The organism is Brevibacterium sp. LAARM3_SD1, assembly GCF_057364765.1.
This window is the reverse complement of the sequence record NZ_JBNFOL010000006.1, coordinates 129609-144174: the sequence shown is the minus strand read 5'-3', so window position 1 is coordinate 144174 and position 14566 is coordinate 129609. Positions and strand designations below refer to the sequence as shown.

General features: G+C 67.5%; 14 protein-coding genes. 3 read left to right on the top strand and 11 right to left on the bottom strand.

The window, feature by feature from the left end:
• Positions 1-56: 56 nt before the first annotated feature.
• Complete coding sequence (locus AC2W7L_RS05455) at positions 57-779, bottom strand: GntR family transcriptional regulator (RefSeq protein ID WP_486003604.1); 723 nt, start codon at positions 777-779, stop codon at positions 57-59.
• A gap of 217 nt (positions 780-996) precedes the next feature.
• Between AC2W7L_RS05455 and AC2W7L_RS05450 the strand changes: the two genes are divergently transcribed.
• Positions 997-1659, top strand: coding sequence for a 4a-hydroxytetrahydrobiopterin dehydratase (locus AC2W7L_RS05450; RefSeq protein WP_486003603.1), 663 nt, complete (start codon positions 997-999; stop codon positions 1657-1659).
• 162 nt (positions 1660-1821) lie between these two features.
• Positions 1822-2862: an L-glyceraldehyde 3-phosphate reductase gene (gene mgrA / locus AC2W7L_RS05445; protein ID WP_486003602.1), complete on the top strand. Its 1041-nt coding sequence runs from the start codon at positions 1822-1824 to the stop codon at positions 2860-2862.
• A 13-nt stretch (positions 2863-2875) separates the two neighbouring features.
• On the opposite strand, the gene AC2W7L_RS05440 is transcribed toward mgrA, so the two are convergent.
• The 6 genes from AC2W7L_RS05440 to AC2W7L_RS05415 are packed head-to-tail and all read right to left on the bottom strand — an operon-like array spanning position 2876 to position 10011.
• Positions 2876-3511 (bottom strand): hypothetical protein, encoded by a 636-nt coding sequence (locus AC2W7L_RS05440; RefSeq protein ID WP_486003601.1) that lies wholly within the window; start codon positions 3509-3511, stop codon positions 2876-2878.
• Positions 3512-3520: 9 nt separating this feature from the next.
• Positions 3521-4771, bottom strand: coding sequence for a phosphotransferase (locus AC2W7L_RS05435; protein WP_486003600.1), 1251 nt, complete (start codon positions 4769-4771; stop codon positions 3521-3523).
• Positions 4768-5988 carry a phosphotransferase gene (locus AC2W7L_RS05430; protein ID WP_486003599.1) on the bottom strand — a complete coding sequence of 407 codons (1221 nt, stop codon included), beginning with the start codon at positions 5986-5988 and terminating at the stop codon, positions 4768-4770. Before AC2W7L_RS05430 ends, AC2W7L_RS05435 begins: the two co-directional genes overlap by 4 nt.
• Entirely contained in the window at positions 5985-7943 is a 1959-nt protein-coding gene (locus AC2W7L_RS05425; protein ID WP_486003598.1) for an ABC transporter ATP-binding protein, read from the bottom strand. The genes AC2W7L_RS05430 and AC2W7L_RS05425 overlap by 4 nt, the downstream gene beginning before the upstream one ends.
• Positions 7940-9136 carry a glycosyltransferase family 4 protein gene (locus AC2W7L_RS05420; protein WP_486003597.1) on the bottom strand — a complete coding sequence of 399 codons (1197 nt, stop codon included), beginning with the start codon at positions 9134-9136 and terminating at the stop codon, positions 7940-7942. Before AC2W7L_RS05420 ends, AC2W7L_RS05425 begins: the two co-directional genes overlap by 4 nt.
• On the bottom strand, positions 9133-10011 hold the full coding sequence (locus tag AC2W7L_RS05415) for a glycosyltransferase family 4 protein (protein ID WP_486003596.1): 879 nt from the start codon (positions 10009-10011) through the stop codon (positions 9133-9135). The genes AC2W7L_RS05420 and AC2W7L_RS05415 overlap by 4 nt, the downstream gene beginning before the upstream one ends.
• Here AC2W7L_RS05415 and AC2W7L_RS05410 point away from each other — a divergent pair.
• The gene (locus AC2W7L_RS05410; RefSeq protein WP_486003595.1) at positions 10004-10498 is read left to right on the top strand and encodes a hypothetical protein; all 495 of its coding nucleotides are present in this window, start codon (positions 10004-10006) and stop codon (positions 10496-10498) included. The two genes, AC2W7L_RS05415 and AC2W7L_RS05410, sit on opposite strands and share 8 nt — an antisense overlap.
• 34 nt (positions 10499-10532) lie before the next feature.
• Here the strand turns inward: AC2W7L_RS05410 and AC2W7L_RS05405 are convergent, their stop codons facing one another.
• The 4 genes from AC2W7L_RS05405 to AC2W7L_RS05390 form a co-directional block, all read right to left on the bottom strand.
• Positions 10533-10697: a hypothetical protein gene (locus AC2W7L_RS05405; protein ID WP_486003594.1), complete on the bottom strand. Its 165-nt coding sequence runs from the start codon at positions 10695-10697 to the stop codon at positions 10533-10535.
• Between the two features lie 5 nt (positions 10698-10702).
• Positions 10703-11863 (bottom strand): glycosyltransferase family protein, encoded by a 1161-nt coding sequence (locus AC2W7L_RS05400; RefSeq protein ID WP_486003593.1) that lies wholly within the window; start codon positions 11861-11863, stop codon positions 10703-10705.
• 63 nt (positions 11864-11926) lie between these two features.
• Positions 11927-12586: a response regulator transcription factor gene (locus AC2W7L_RS05395; protein ID WP_486003592.1), complete on the bottom strand. Its 660-nt coding sequence runs from the start codon at positions 12584-12586 to the stop codon at positions 11927-11929.
• Entirely contained in the window at positions 12583-14505 is a 1923-nt protein-coding gene (locus tag AC2W7L_RS05390) for a sensor histidine kinase (protein WP_486003591.1), read from the bottom strand. The genes AC2W7L_RS05395 and AC2W7L_RS05390 overlap by 4 nt, the downstream gene beginning before the upstream one ends.
• Positions 14506-14566 lie beyond the last annotated feature (61 nt).

Sequence of the window (14566 nt, the reverse complement as noted above, 5' to 3'; positions counted from 1 at the left end):
GGCGATGACGAGGTCGAGGCCATCGGCGGAGGTTCCGGTCATGAGTCCGGCGATGATCATGGCTGCTCTCCTCCTGTGTGGACGGGGACGGTGAGCTCGGTGCGGACCTTATAGCGGTCGCCGCGGTAGACGGAGCGGACGAACTCGAAGGGCCGGTCATCGGCGCCGCGGGAGATGCGTTCGAACAGCAGCGCGGGTGAGAGCTCTTCGACGCCGAGGTGTTGAGCTTCGCCGGCGTCGAGGAGGGTCGGTTCGATCGTCTGCATGCTGTGGTTGAGGCTGATGCCGAAGTTGCGGCGCAGGAGTTCGTAGAAGGACTGGTTCTCAAGATCGTCGGCGCTCAGTCCCGGGACGAGGGCGGAGGGGACGTGGAGTTCTTCGAGGGCGATCGGTTCGTCATCGGCCAGGCGCAGGCGCAGGATCGCGATGACCTCGTCGTCTTCGGCGATGTGGAGTCGGCGAGCGATGTGCGCACCCGCCTCGGCGGTGTCGAAGCTGAGGATATGGGAACCGGGGCGCATTCCACGGGCGAGCATATCCTCGGTGAAGGAGCTCGCGGCCAGCGGTTGGTCGAGCTTCGGTCCGAGGGCGAAGACGCCCGTGCCGTGGCGCCTGCGGACCATGCCTTTGGCGACGAGTTCGTCGATGGCGCGGCGCAGGGTCATCCGCGAGATGCCGAGGGTCTCGGCGAGCTGTCGCTCCGGCGGGAACTGCTCACCGGCGGCCATGCCCTCGAGGCGGTCGAGGAGCTGGTCGCGGATGGCGTGGAATTTCGTCACGACACTATTGAGGCATAGGACACACCACTAAATCAAGACCAGTGGTCTATTTTGTGTCGCGGTTTCCCGTCGTTCAAGGGTTAACGCGGATATGTCGTCGTCGACGACGGGTTTTCCGCGCCCCCGCTTGATCGACGCACGTTCAGCCCGAGGGATGCTTTTGGCGGCGGACGCACAGGGGGTTCACGCGGGACCGGTGAGTCCCTAGCATGAAGCCATGACTGCATATACCGGACAGAATCTGCTCGACGCACTCGACTCCGAAGGGCTCGGCGACTGGCAGGGCCTGCCGGACTGCATCGGTGCCCGGTTCCTCACCGGCGATTTCGCGACCGGGCTCGATCTCGTCACCGAGATCGGCAACCTCGCCGAGGCGGCCGGCCACCATCCCGATGTGACCCTGACGTTCCCACACGTCGATATCAGACTGACCAGCCACGACACCGGCGCCGTGACCGAACGCGATCTCAACCTCGCCGGTCAGATCAGCGAGGCGGCCGCCTCGGCGGGAGTGAAAGCGGACCCGAGCGTCCCTGCGCTGCTCGCGCTCGGCCTCGACACTGCCCACCAGGAGACCATCGCCCCGTTCTGGGCGGCGCTCCTGACCGGGGATGCGAGCAACGTCTCCGGCCCCGACGTCATCGATCCGTCCGGACAGATGCCGCTGCTGTGGTTCCAAGGCTGTGAGGAGCACGAGGTTCCACACCAGCGTGTGCACGTCGACGTCTGTGTGCCGGCGGCGGTCGCACCAGTTCGGATCAAGGCCGCGGTCGAGGCCGGAGGCACGATCGTCGACGAATCCCAGGCACCGTCATTCACCGTCCTCGCCGATGCCGACGGCAACCGCGCATGCGTATGCACGCAGGCCGGGCGGGACTGAGCCCAAGCATGGCCGTCGCGCGCTGGCAGCTGTGGGAGCCATGCCCGGCTGGGTCGGCGCTGCACGGCATTCGAGCGACGCTCGCCGCACACAATGGACTCGCTTAAGCTGAAGGCTGACCCGCACTGATCCAGGTCAGCTCGTCCAACTCAGGGAGTCCGTGTGTACCAAGCCGCCGAGAACCGCTACGACTCGATGACCTTCCGCCCGGTCGGCCGGTCCGGGCTCGTCCTTCCCGCCCTGTCGCTGGGACTGTGGCACAACTTCGGCGATGACGTCGCCTTCCAGAACCAACGCGACATCGTCCGACGTGCCTTCGACATGGGCATCACGCACTTCGACCTGGCGAACAACTACGGCCCTCCTCCGGGTTCGGCGGAGACGAACTTCGGCCGACTGCTGCGCGAGGATCTCCACCCTTACCGCGATGAGCTCATCATCTCGACGAAGGCCGGCTGGAACATGCACCCGGGCCCCTATGGAGGTCCCGGAGGCAGCCGCAAATACCTGCTGGCCAGCCTCGATGCATCTCTGCGCCGGTTGGGCCTCGACTATGTCGACATCTTCTACTCCCACCGCCCCGATGCATCGACGCCTCTCGAAGAGACCATCGGCGCACTCGATACCGCAGTGCGGTCAGGTCGTGCCCTCTACGCCGGCATCTCCTCCTACTCGGCTGCCGATACTGCCCGGGCTTCGCAGATCGCTCGCGACCTGGGCACTCCCCTGCTCATCCACCAGCCGTCGTACTCGATGATCAACCGCTGGATCGAAGACGACGGACTGCTCGCGACCGCGGACGAGGAGGGACTCGGCGTCATCTGCTTCTCCCCGCTCGCCCAGGGCCTCCTCACGGATAAGTACCTCGGCGGAGTTCCTGACGATTCGCGCGCCGGCAAAGCGAAGCCGTCATTCAAGGACGGGTTCCTCAGCACAGACAACCTCTCCCGGATCAAGTCTCTGGGCGACATCGCCGCCGCCCGTGGACAGTCCCTGGCACAGATGGCCCTGGCCTGGGCGCTGCGCGACGAACGAGTGTCCTCGCTGGTCATCGGGGCCAGCCGCGTCGAACAGCTCGAACACAATGTGGCAGTCCTCGACGCAGCACCCTTGAGTGACGATGAGCTGAAGGCGATCGACGAGTTCGCCGTCGATTCCGGCGTCGACATCTGGGGAGACGCCCGCCGCAGCACCGCCGAATGAGGTGCCGCCGCACTCAGCGGTGAAGTTCGACGGGGATCGAATACGGTGCGAGGAGTCCCCGCAGCTGATCGACGAACTGCGTGAAGCTCGCGGGGCTTGTGTGCATCGAAAGGTCGCCGCGGATGTCCGGTCCGCTGCGCCGATGGATGACGAATTCGTGGATGATCCGCGATCTGCCGACCAGCGTGGCCGCCAGCTCATTGCCTGCGGTCTTGGCCATGGTCGTCGACCATTGGATCGGCCGGGGCCCGATGCGAGCGTGGATCGAGACGAGATCCGCGTAGGGCACCGAGCCCATTCCGACCACCGAGACTCCGTGCGCATCGACGGTGAGCACCGGCTGCTGCGGTGCCTTCCGCAGGGATCGAACCCGTCGGAGAATGACGACGGCGACAATCGTGAAAACGACTCCGCACACAGTGATTCCGCCGCCGATCGCCCACCTTGCGATGGCTTTGTTGCCAGAATCAGCCGTGGAGATCGCGTCGAAGATGAAGCCTCCGAACAGGAGGAAGCCGAGGCCGCAGAGCAGTGCCCATCCGCCGATGATCACGCAGACGATCCCGGCGATCTGCGAATATCGTGACATTCTGCCCACGGCACGGGGATTCGCCGGCAGCACCCACCTGTCCCGGTCACGCACCAACATGCGCCCAGATTAGCGTGTCGACGTCTGGCTGCCTACAGGCTCGGACCGGCTCGCTGCGACGGCGTCGAGCAGTGCCCCCGTGCGATCGCGCCAGGCTGGCCGGAATGCGTAGACGCAGGCGAGCCGGATGAGGGTGGCCCGCTCGTAGACGCTCACCCTGGCCGGGTCGATCTCCGCCGCCGAGGCGGCTCTTGCGATCTCGTCGATGACCACGGCCGCCTCGGCGGGGGTCCACAGTCCCTGCATGGTGCGCCATCGGGCATGTGCGCGGAGGTTGCCGAGATCGAGTGCGCGTTCGCCCAGGCACGCCGTATCGACGTCGAGCAGTCCCGGTCCGGCGATCGGGTCCCACATGATCTGCTTGTCGTGCAGATCGCGGTGGACGAGGCCGATCGGTCGCTCCATCGCCGAGGCGGCCCCGTCGTCGAGTTCAGTCGTGACCTCTGCGATGAGTTCGTCCACCCCGGAGAGCACCGTTTCCGTCTGGTTCAGAGTCTGCGTTTGTGTCTGGAGCCGTGTCTGCGCCTGGTGCGGCGTCTGCGCCCGCGCACTCTCCGCGGATTCGAGCATGGGGCGAGCGCGCTCACGCCAGGTGCGGAGAACCTCGATCTCGGCAGCAGCATCATGGATCGGCATGGACGATGATGACGCCGCCGGCGACAGGTGCGACCCTGCCTGAGCCCAGGCGTCGAGGGATTCGGCCCAGGCGCGTGACCAATCCGCGCCGAGCTCGGCAGGTTCGTGGAGTTCGACTCCGGGCACCACACCGAGCACAACGGTCGAAGAATCGGACCGGAGGACCTGCGGGAGGGTAAAACCGGGAAGGAATCCAGCTGCCCGGCGCTGTCCAGCGAGGACGTCGGACGCCTTTCCGTCGCGGACACATTTGGCGAAGCTGCCGTCGGGCAGGCGGACGACGGCGCGTTTGCCCGGCCGGTGAGAGACCAGGCGGCCGCCGTCGTCGAGCAGCCTGGCGAGTCCCGGCAGCTTCGGATCTCGATCCGCGGCGAGGACCTTCACGCCGTGTGCATCGAGGTAGCCGACTCGGATCCCGTGGTCGGGAAGCATCGCCTCCCACGCGATTCGACCGTCTCCGGCGGGCCAGGCTCGGCGCACGGTCCAGTCCTGTCCGTCGATCGTCACAGCATCGGGAATGTGCAGAGCCGGCGCCCCCGTCGCGACCCGCCGCGTCTGGCCCAACATCGTCTCACACCGCTTCGTCTCGCCCTGCTTCGCCACCCCCAGATTCGTCGCGGTCATGATGCGACCTGCGTTGTCGGGACGTTCTCGTCCAGGGCGGTACGTGCGAGGTCGACGATCCTCTTGGTCTCGTCTCTCCAGGTCGCGGAGCAGCTGCGCCAGGATTCGAGTGCGGCCACGAGCATCGCCCACGTTGTCCAGGCACCTGGGTCGACCACTTCGCCTCCCGCGGATCGGTAGCCGTCGAGGAACGGCCGTTCGAGTCCGTTCAGCACTTGGTCGACACGGCAGGCGGCGATCCACCGGCCCAGGTCCACCCCGGCCGGACCATACCCGGTTCGGTCGAGGTCGATGATCCGGCACTCGGAATTCGCCAGAAGCACCTGGTCAGGGCTGAGATCTCCGTGGATCTCCCGCAGTTCCCGACTCGACCCGAGGCGGCGGCTCAGTTCGGCCAGCATCTCAGCGACGACCGTCTCTCGCTCCGGGAGCAGCCGGACCAGTGACCGGTTGACGGTCTCGAGCTGGGCAAGCGGAGAGTCGATCGCACGTCCGTCCTCGCCTGCCGCAGCGCTTCTGTGCAGTTCGGCGATGATCACGCCGACCTCCTCGGCGATGTTCGGATCCGGACGATCGCGCAGGTCACCGGTCCCCCACCACGGCGAACGCGTGGACGTGTCACGTCCGCCGACGAACTCGACCGGCAGACTCGGAAGGTCCGCCCGCTGCCACCGCTGCCCCGCCTCGGCGAGGTGGATCTGTGATTCGGCGGCGATCCGCACGATCTCCGGCACCCCATCGATCGGGGTGTGCTTGAGCAGCAGCCGCCGGGCGGGGTTGTATCCGATGATCTCCAGATCCCCGCCGAGGTGGTCGAGCGTCCGCGCCACATGCTTCCCGATCCTCGGGTCGGCCAGGACTCCACCGCTGACCAGGACGGCACCGGTTGCACCGGCCGACCGTGGATCAGCCGCCTCATGGACGGTCAGGTCCTGCCCGTGCCGGGCAGCTCGTCGCCGCGCATTGGCGAGTTTGTCCGGGCTCGTCATCACCGCAGTGAATCCCCAGTCCGCGAACTCGCCGAGGTGGCCGGACTCGTCCCGCTGCCACGCGACGATGGCGCTCTGTCCCGGTTTGACGCGGATCCGGCGGGGCCGGACCGCAAAGCCGAGGCAGTGGGAGAGGCCGTCCGCCGATCGCAGCTCATCGATATAGGGCAGCATCGCGAATCTCGAGTCCGCGAGGTCGTTCACTGGATCGGTCATCGATGCGGTCATGATGAGGCTCCTGCATAGCGTGGTGAGCTGCCGACGGTGGGCGGCTCGGTTGGGCGCGGCCCCGCGTCCGCTGGCAGCACGGGCGGACGAGGTCCAGCTTCCGCTTGCAGTACGGTCGGAGCCGGCGGCACCTCCACCGGTCGGCTCGGCACGCTGCCGGCTTCGTCGGCCTGCGAGCGGATCCATCGGGCGAATCGCGAGTCCGCGGCCGCGGCCAGCTCGCTCGGTGCCCCGTCCTCGACGATCTGCCCGTCCTCGAGCCACACGACGCGGTCGAGTCCGCGGATCATCGCCACGTCGTGGCTGATGACGATGCTCGTGCGTCCCTGTGTCAACGCGGACACGGAGTCGGCCACCTCGGCGCGGGTCTGCGGGTCGAGCCCCGTCGTCGCTTCGTCGAAGACGACGACCGGGGCGTCGCGTACCAGTGCCCGGGCGATGGCCAGGCGCTGCCGCTGCCCTCCCGAGAGCGTGTCCCCGCGGTTGCCGAGCTCGGTGTCGTAGCCGTCGGGGAGGGAGCGGATGAACTCATCGGCGCGGGCCGCGCGGGCGGCAGCGACCACCTCGGCGTCGGTGGCGTCGAGCCGGCCGTAGCGGATGTTCTCGCGCACGCTCGCGGCGAAGAGCACGGACTCCTGGAGGAGGACGGACACGTTCTGCCGCAGGGAGGCGCGAGTGACGTTGTGGGTGTCGTAGCCGTCGAGGTAGATCGACCCGGAGTCCGGCTGCGACAGTCGCAGCAGGTAGCTCATCAGGGTCGATTTTCCGGCCCCGGAAGCACCGAGGATGCCGACCTTCTGACCGGCCGGAATGAGCAGATCGAGTTCGTCGAACAGCGGCCGACCATGCCCATCGGTCGAGGTGACCTGATTGAAGACGACGTCGCCGCAGACCGGACCCATGGTCACGGCATCGGGTGCGTCGGCGATCTCGACGGGTTCGTCGAGGAGGTCGGCGATCCGCTCCCCCGAGGCGGCCGCGCGGGCGATGCGGCCGGTGTACTTGGCCATGTCCCGCAGCGGTTTCATCGCGATCTTGAGGTAGAGGAGGAAGAGGACGAGGTCGCCCGGGGACATCGCCCCGCGCAGCACCTGCCACCCGCCGAAGGCGAGCACGAGTGCCTGCGAAATGCCGACGAGGACGTCCGTGGAACGTTCGAGTCCGGCGGCCAGGCGGCGTGCCCGCACCCCCGCTTTGAGGGCACGTTCGTTGCCGTCGGCGAAGTCGCGGGCCACGGTCTTCTCGAGTCCGTAGGCCTGGACGACGCGGATGGCGCCGAGCGCCTCGGCGGCGGATCCGACCAGACGGCCCTCGCCCTTGCGGGTGGAGCGGGAGGCCTTCGTGATCTTCGGGGTCGCCACCTTCGACAACAGTCCGTACACCGCGGCGGTGACGAGCACGATCGCGCTGAGCACCGGGTCGAGGACGACCATGACGACGAGGAGGACGGCGAGGGTGATGACGTTGCCGACCAGGGGCAGGCCCGCGGTGACGGCGACCTCCTGCAGCCGCCCGATGTCACCGACGAGTCGCTGCGAGGTGTCGCCGATCGACGCCTTCGAGTGGTAGCGCAGCGACAGGGACTGAACATGGTCGAACACGCGTGAGCGCAGCTGGGTGGCCACGCGGGCGCCGACGAGGGCGAAGCAGATCGTCGACGCGTAGTTCGCCGCGGCCCGTCCGCCGACGATGACGGCCAGTCCGATGGCCACGACCGCGAGCGTGGTGCCGACTCCGGCGTCGAGTCCGAACGTCGGTGCGATCTGGGCGCCCAGAGCCGCGGTGACGGCGTCGACGGCGATCTTGATCGGCCATGGTTCGAGGATGCGGAAGACGACGTCGGCCAGCAGGGCGGCCATTCCGCCGATGATCAGCCACGTGTGCCGGCGCAGGTGCGGGCGGATGATCCGCAGGGTCCGCCGCAGCGCCGACGCGGTCAGCTTCTTCCCTGTCATGAAATCACCGCCGGGGTTCTGGGTCTCGACCCGACCGGCGCGAGGATCTGTTGGCACCGGCGAGTCCAGGAATGGCTGGTCAGAGCCTCTTCCCGAGCGCGCTGCCCCATCGTCGCACGCAGTTCGGCATCGTCGATGAGTCTCTGCAGCGCGTCGGTGAGGTCCGCGGTGTCGGCCGGGTCGGTGAGGATCGCGGCCCCGGTGTCTGCGAGCACGCCGGGGATCGCGCCGACCGCCGATGCGACGACGGGCAGGCCCGCCGCCAGGTATTCGTAGACCTTGAGCGGGGAGAAGTAGTTCTCGCCTGCTGGGTACGGGGCGACCGCGATGTCGAATTCGCGCAGAGCCTGAGGCACCGCTTCCGGCGCCAGCGCACCGTGGAAGCGCACTCGTCCTCCCAACCCGAGCCTGCGCACCTGGTTCTCGAGCGCCTCGGCTTCGGGGCCGTGGCCGACGATGTCGACGCGGAAGTCCCCGACCAGACCAGAGCAGGCGGCAAGGAGCCGATCCGTGCCGTGCCAGGGTTTGAGCGTGCCGACGAACCCGATCCGCACCGGACCGTGTTCCTGACGGATCCCATCGCCGAGGCGGTCGTGACCTTCCGCAGGGGTGATCCGTTCCGTGTTCACTCCGTTCGGGACGACGCTGACATCGTCGAGGCCGGGATAGTCTCGGCGGACCCAGTCCGCGACGAGTTCGCTCACGCATACGATGCGTTCGGCTCCTGCGAAGCTGGCCGCGGTGGCGCGGGCGGCATGTTCGGTGTGGACGAGTCCGCGGTGGGTGCGCTGCTCGTCGAGCAGAGGCGCATTGACCTCCATGATCAGGGGCACGTCGAGGCGCTGACTGATCCGAGCCCCTGCGGTGGAGAACAGGGAATACCGTTCGTAGACGAGGTCGAAACCCTGCCCCGAGGCGGCCACCGTGTCCGTGACCATGTCGGCGAGCATATCGGACAGCCGCAGCAGGGCGATCTCACGCTGGGAGCGGTCGAGGCCGCGCGGCACCTCGAGTCGGGTGACGTCGAGATCGGCGAGGTCGGCGGGCACGTCGTCATCGGTGCGAGTGCAGAAGACGCTGACCTCGTGACCGAGTGCTCGGAAGGTGCGCACGACCTCCTGGACATGGACGCTGGCCCCCTTCGTGCCGAAGACCCCGATGCCCGGGTCGAGCAGGACATAGGCGATTCTCATGACACTGACTCCATTTCACGAACGGACTCAAACTCGGTGGTCGCGGCCGTGGTCGGACCGGCCGCGACCTCGCTCGCTGCGACCGCCGCACCGGCCCGATCGTCGAAGCGGTCGGCCGCACGATCGGCGGCCGCGGCCGCGAGACGTCCGAGCTGACCGGCCTGGACGGTCGAGTCGTGCAGGCGGCTCACGCGGTCACGGGCGGCATCGGTGACGGCACGGATTCCGGCGGGGCCCGTACGCAGGGCGGCGACCACCTCGGCGATGGTGGAGGCGATGTTCTGCTCATCGGTGCCGTCGACGAGCCACCCGGTGCGACCGTGGTTGATGACCTCGGGCACGGCGGTGACGGTGCCGGCGATGCAGGGAATTCCGGTGGCCATGCCCTCCAGCAGCACGGTGGGCAGGCCGTCGGCGTTGCCGTCGGAGCCGATGACGAATGGGGAGACGAGGATGTCGTGGTCGGTGAGCATGTCACGGACCTCGGCCTGGGTGAGCGCTCCGTGGAACGTCACGAGCTCATCGAGCCCGAGCGTGCGGGACTGCGCGCGCAGCTCCTCCTCCAGGGGGCCCGTGCCCACGAGATCGAGGCGGCAGCTCGTTCCCTCGTCGCGGAGGCGGGCGAGCGCGTCGAGGAGGTGGGTGAACCCCTTCTTCTCGACGAGGCGGCCGACAGCCAGCAGCGAGGGAACCTCGCCCGTTGCTCCCTGCCTGGGCCGGTACGGGAAGCGGTCGAGTTCGAGGCCGTTGCGCACGACGACGATCCGGTCGGCCAGCTCGGGCCCGAGCACCGTGGACAGGTAGCGGCGATTGAATTCGCTGATCGCGATCACATGGTCGGCGTCCGCGGTCTTGCGGGCGAGGTCGGTGAGCACGACATCCTCGTGGAAGATGTCCTTCGCATGCGTGGTGAAGGAGTACGGGATCCCCGTCAGCGCCGAGGCGCCGGGCCACCGTCGTCGCCACCGACGCGAAGTGCGCGTGCAGGTGCGTCACTTCGTGGTCGAGTGCCAACCCGGCGAGGGTGAGCGCTTGGATCACATCATCGTGGCTCAGTTCCATGAGCTCGCCGAGGTGGCCCGGCACTGCCGCGGCCACGCGCGGTTCCGCTGCGGCCTCGGCGAAGGACTGCCAGAAGCTGCGGGCGCTCGAGGGCCGATCGATGTGGATGACCTCGGCGCGGACGCGGGCGAGTTCGGGGTGGAAGCGGGTGTCCGTGCTCGGGCGCAGGGAGAAGATCACGAGGTCTTCTCCGGCGGCTTCGCGGGCGAGGATCTCGGAGACGATGAAGGTCTCGGAGAACCGCGGGTACATCTTGAGTACATAGGCACGGCGGCCGGACTGTCGTGCCTGCGGTGTTGACGGCGCTGCCGGCGTCGAAATGGTGTGTGTCTGTTCAGACAGCATGGCTGGTCTCCTCCAAGGTGATGGGCAGACGGGCGGATGAGGCTGTGCCGCGAGGCGCGGTCGGTCGGTGCGCCGCTGTCGGTGCGGCTTCGGGGACAAAGGCCGGCGCCTCGGCGCGGGCATCAGCGATGAGCTCGGCCGCCAGGCGAGGCACGGTGGTCAGACCCGAGAGGTCGATATGGGAGCGATCGGTGGGACGTCCGACCGGCCGGCGAACCATTCGCTGAGCACCTCGGCGTCGAGGCTGTCGATCGTGAGGGCATCGACCGCGCCGGCAGCGGCGAGGGCGAATGCCCGTCTGGGCTGCTCGGCCCGGTGTCCCTTGCGTGGGACGACGAGTGCCGGAGTGTCGGTGGCCATCAGTTCGGCCAGAGTGTTGTACCCGCCCATGCACACGACCGCCTCGGCGGAGGCGACGAGTCCGGGGATGTCTTCGTGGTGGCGGATGACGGTGGTGGTCGCACCGGCGCGCACACGCAGTCGGTCGAACTCCTCGGTGTCCATCTGCGGACCGGTGACGATGAGGTGACGGTGACCATCGGGCGGTTGTGCGTCGACGGCGATGGAGGCGAGGCTGCCGCCGTCGGATCCCCCGCCGAGGCAGGTGAGGACGAAACGCTGGGATCCGACCCCTGGAGACTCGGTCCCGGCCGACCCGACGCGCGCCGCCTCGACTCCCTCAGGAAGGGCACCGCCGTCATCGGGACGGTCCTGGGACAGGTAGCCGGTGGTGACGGCCCTGGCCGCCAAGGTCGCGGGAACTTCGCCGGTGGACCGGGGATCGTAGACGTCCGGGTCACCGTAGATCCAGACTTCATCGAAGGCATCGGCCACGCGTGCGGGTCCTCCGACCTTCTCCCATTCGGCGTCGATGACCGACGGGGTGTCAAGGACTTCGCGCAGACCGAGGACCGTACGGCAGCCGTGGCCGCGGACCTGGTCGATGGCCTCGGCGAGTTCACCGCCGATGCCGAAGGGATGCCGGTCGACGATGAACAGCTCGGGCCGCTGCTGGTCGAGGATCGCGGAGACCGCCGCCGCCCGCAGCGCCCGCAGCCCCTGCATCGAGGAGGCGAGCGCCCGTGGGACATAGCCGCCGGGTGCGGGAGTGACTCCGGGCAGGATGACCCAGTCCCAGCCATCGGGCAGGTCGAATCGCGCGGCCTCGGGGCTGCTGGCGATGAGCAGACCGGAGACCTCTCGGCCGGTCAGTGCCGGCAGGTCCCTGGCCAGAGCGAAGGCCAGAGCCCGGTTGCGGCGGATGTGGCCCAGTCCCAGCGAATCGTGGGAGAACAGTGCGACTCTCAATCGTCTTCTCATACATCTCAGCTTGTCGGCTGTGATTAAGATGAAATTAAGACGCGGATGAGAAAGATCTTAGGTTCAGTCCACGCGGTATCCGAAGCCGCGCACGGTGGTGACGAAATCAGAGCCGAGCTTCTTGCGCAGGTACCCGATATAGACGTCGACGACGTTCGAGCCGGGGTCGAAGTCGAAGCCCCACACGTGTGAGAGCAGCTGTTCGCGTGAGAGGACGTTGCCGCGGTTGCGGAGCAGGATCTCGGCCAGCGACAGCTCCCGGGCCGAGAGTTCGACGAGACGGTCATCGACCCACACCTGCCGTTTGAGCAGGTCGATGCGCACACCATCGCGGATGAGCTCAGTGACCTCCTGCCCCTGCGGCCTCTCCTTGAGCCGCAGGCGGACCCGAGCCAGCAGCTCCGCGAATCGGAAGGGTTTGATCATATAGTCGACCGCCCCGGACTCGAGGGCATAGATCGTGTCGTCCGGGTTGTCGCGGGCGGTGAGCACGAGCACGGGAAGTTCGGGCCGCCGCTCGCGCAGCTGGCCCAGCACGCTGAAGCCGTCGAGACCGGGCAGACCGATGTCGAGGATCACGAGCGTGAAGTCACCCGTCAATGCCAGGTCTCGTCCGGTGAAGCCGTCGGCGGCGATCTGCGGACTGAATCCGGCGGCGGTCAGGCCCTTCGAGATGAAGGCGGAGATCCGCTCTTCGTCCTCGATCACGAGAATGCTCTTCACTTCTGTCCTTTCGGCAGGATCATGCGGAACTGTGCACCGATGGAGGTCTGGTCGAGAACGACTCTGCCTCCATGCGCCTCGGCGATGGCGGAGATGATCGACAGCCCCAGCCCGAAGCCGGCCCCGTCGGTCGAGCCGCGGCAGAAGCGGTCGAAGATGTCTTCGGCGATCTCCTCGGGCACCCCTTCGCCTTCGTCCCGGACCCAGATATGCACGGATTCGGCGTCGTCGCGGGCACCGAACACGATCACCTGACCGTCCTCGGTGTGTTCGACTGCATTGGCCGCCAGCTGCAGGAGCGCCTGCGTCAGGCGCTGTCGGTCCCCGTGGAAGCTCAGCGATTCGGGCACCTCGAGGCCCCATTCCCGGTCCCCGAGCCCCTTGGCCTTCGCCAGGGAGTCGGACACGACCCCGCTGAGGTCCACCTCGGCGAAGCGCACGAAGTCAGGGCGTCGGGCGCGGGCCAGCAGGAGCAGCTCTTCGACGAGGCGGCCCATCCGATCCGTCTCATCGAGCAGCATCGCCCGGGTCTCCTCGACGTCACCGACGTCCTCTGCATTCATCGTCTCGAGGTGACCGCCGAGGATGGTCAGCGGGGTGCGCAGCTCGTGCCCGACATCGTCGAGGAACCGCCGCTGCGCTTCGAAGGCGGCTTCGAGACGGTCGAGCATGTCGTTGAACGTGTGCCCGAGTTCGGCGATGTCGTCGTGGCCCTTCGTCTCCAGGCGGCTGCTGAGATCACCGCCGGAGATCGACTGCGCGGTCCGCCTCAGCTCGGTCACCGGAGACAGCAGCCTCCGCGCCAGGAGTGAGGAGAGACCCGCGATGAGCAGGGTGGCGGCGAGCGCGACGACGACGTAGATCTGCATGATCTGTCCGAGGTCGGCATGGCTGGCCGTGACGTTGTGGACGACGACGAAGGCTCCGCCCCCATTCGTCGCGGCCGCTCCGCCCGCCACTTCGCTGACGCCCTCCGTCCGATCTGTCGGGTCGGTGGGCGCGGCCTTGGTATCCGTGTTCGTGCCCGTTGCCGCCTCGGCGCCGGTGATGGGCAGGACGAAGCCTTCGTATTCGACGTCGCCGACGGTCAGGCGGATCTCCCCGCCTTTCTCCGCCGCCCCGGCCACGGCTTCCTCGAAGGCGCTCGAACTGCCGAGAAGGTCTTTCGGTTCACCCTGGTAGAGCACCCTGCCGTCGGTGAGGAAGGAGAAGAGCACCTCGTCTTCGTCCGGCCTGTTCTGGGCGAGGAAGTTGCTGAGGATCTCATCGACGGAGGTGAACGGTTTGCCTGTCTGCGGATCGATCCCGTTCTCGGAGAACGTTCGCATCTCGTCGATCTCTTGGGACATCGAGGCGGTGATTCGGCCGGAGACGTTGTTCGACTCCACGGTGTAGAGGATGAGGCCGACGATGGAGAGAGTGAGGACGGACAGCACGGCGACGGTGATGGTCAGGCGGTTCTGAACGGTCAGCCCGACGCGCCGTTCAGTCGTCATCGTCGTCGCCGTCGTCGTCATCGCCGTCGTCGTCGCCGTCGTCGTCATCGCCGCCGTCGTCGCCGTCGTCGTCCCCGCCGCCGGGGCTTCGCGAGGCGGGTTCGGCACCGGTTCGTAGGAGTGCTCGATCTCCTGCGGGTCCTTCGAGTCCGCATCTCCGGACTCGCTGTCCTCCGATGCGCGGCCGTCGGCGGCGCTGCTATCAGATGCGCTGCCGTTGGAGTCTGCCTCGACAGAGCTGTCGGCATCGGCTTCGGAATTCTTCGGCTCGGAGGTCTCCGTCGGTTCGGGGGTGACTTCCACCGGGCTGAGATCCGGCGGTTCTGATTGGGTGGTGTTGCGCACGATGAGCACGGTCAGCAGTGCGAGCATGACGACGAGGCCGGCCACAACCCCGCCGAGGATCTTCGATCGTCCACCCATACCGTCCACATTGCCCAAGGCCCGCGGCAAAGTCGAGCCGGAGGCGATGAGAGTCTTCTTA

Excerpts from the sequence above, each read along its gene's own strand:
- AC2W7L_RS05420 (WP_486003597.1), bottom strand. The coding sequence starts at position 9,136 with ATGAGAATCGCCTATGTCCTGCTCGACCCGGGCATCGGGGTCTTCGGC.
- AC2W7L_RS05440 (WP_486003601.1), bottom strand. The coding sequence starts at position 3,511 with ATGTTGGTGCGTGACCGGGACAGGTGGGTGCTGCCGGCGAATCCCCGT.
- AC2W7L_RS05390 (WP_486003591.1), bottom strand. The coding sequence starts at position 14,505 with ATGGGTGGACGATCGAAGATCCTCGGCGGGGTTGTGGCCGGCCTCGTC.
- AC2W7L_RS05450 (WP_486003603.1), top strand. The coding sequence starts at position 997 with ATGACTGCATATACCGGACAGAATCTGCTCGACGCACTCGACTCCGAA.
- AC2W7L_RS05435 (WP_486003600.1), bottom strand. The coding sequence starts at position 4,771 with ATGACCGCGACGAATCTGGGGGTGGCGAAGCAGGGCGAGACGAAGCGG.
- AC2W7L_RS05400 (WP_486003593.1), bottom strand. The coding sequence starts at position 11,863 with ATGAGAAGACGATTGAGAGTCGCACTGTTCTCCCACGATTCGCTGGGA.
- AC2W7L_RS05425 (WP_486003598.1), bottom strand. The coding sequence starts at position 7,943 with ATGACAGGGAAGAAGCTGACCGCGTCGGCGCTGCGGCGGACCCTGCGG.
- AC2W7L_RS05430 (WP_486003599.1), bottom strand. The coding sequence starts at position 5,988 with ATGACCGCATCGATGACCGATCCAGTGAACGACCTCGCGGACTCGAGA.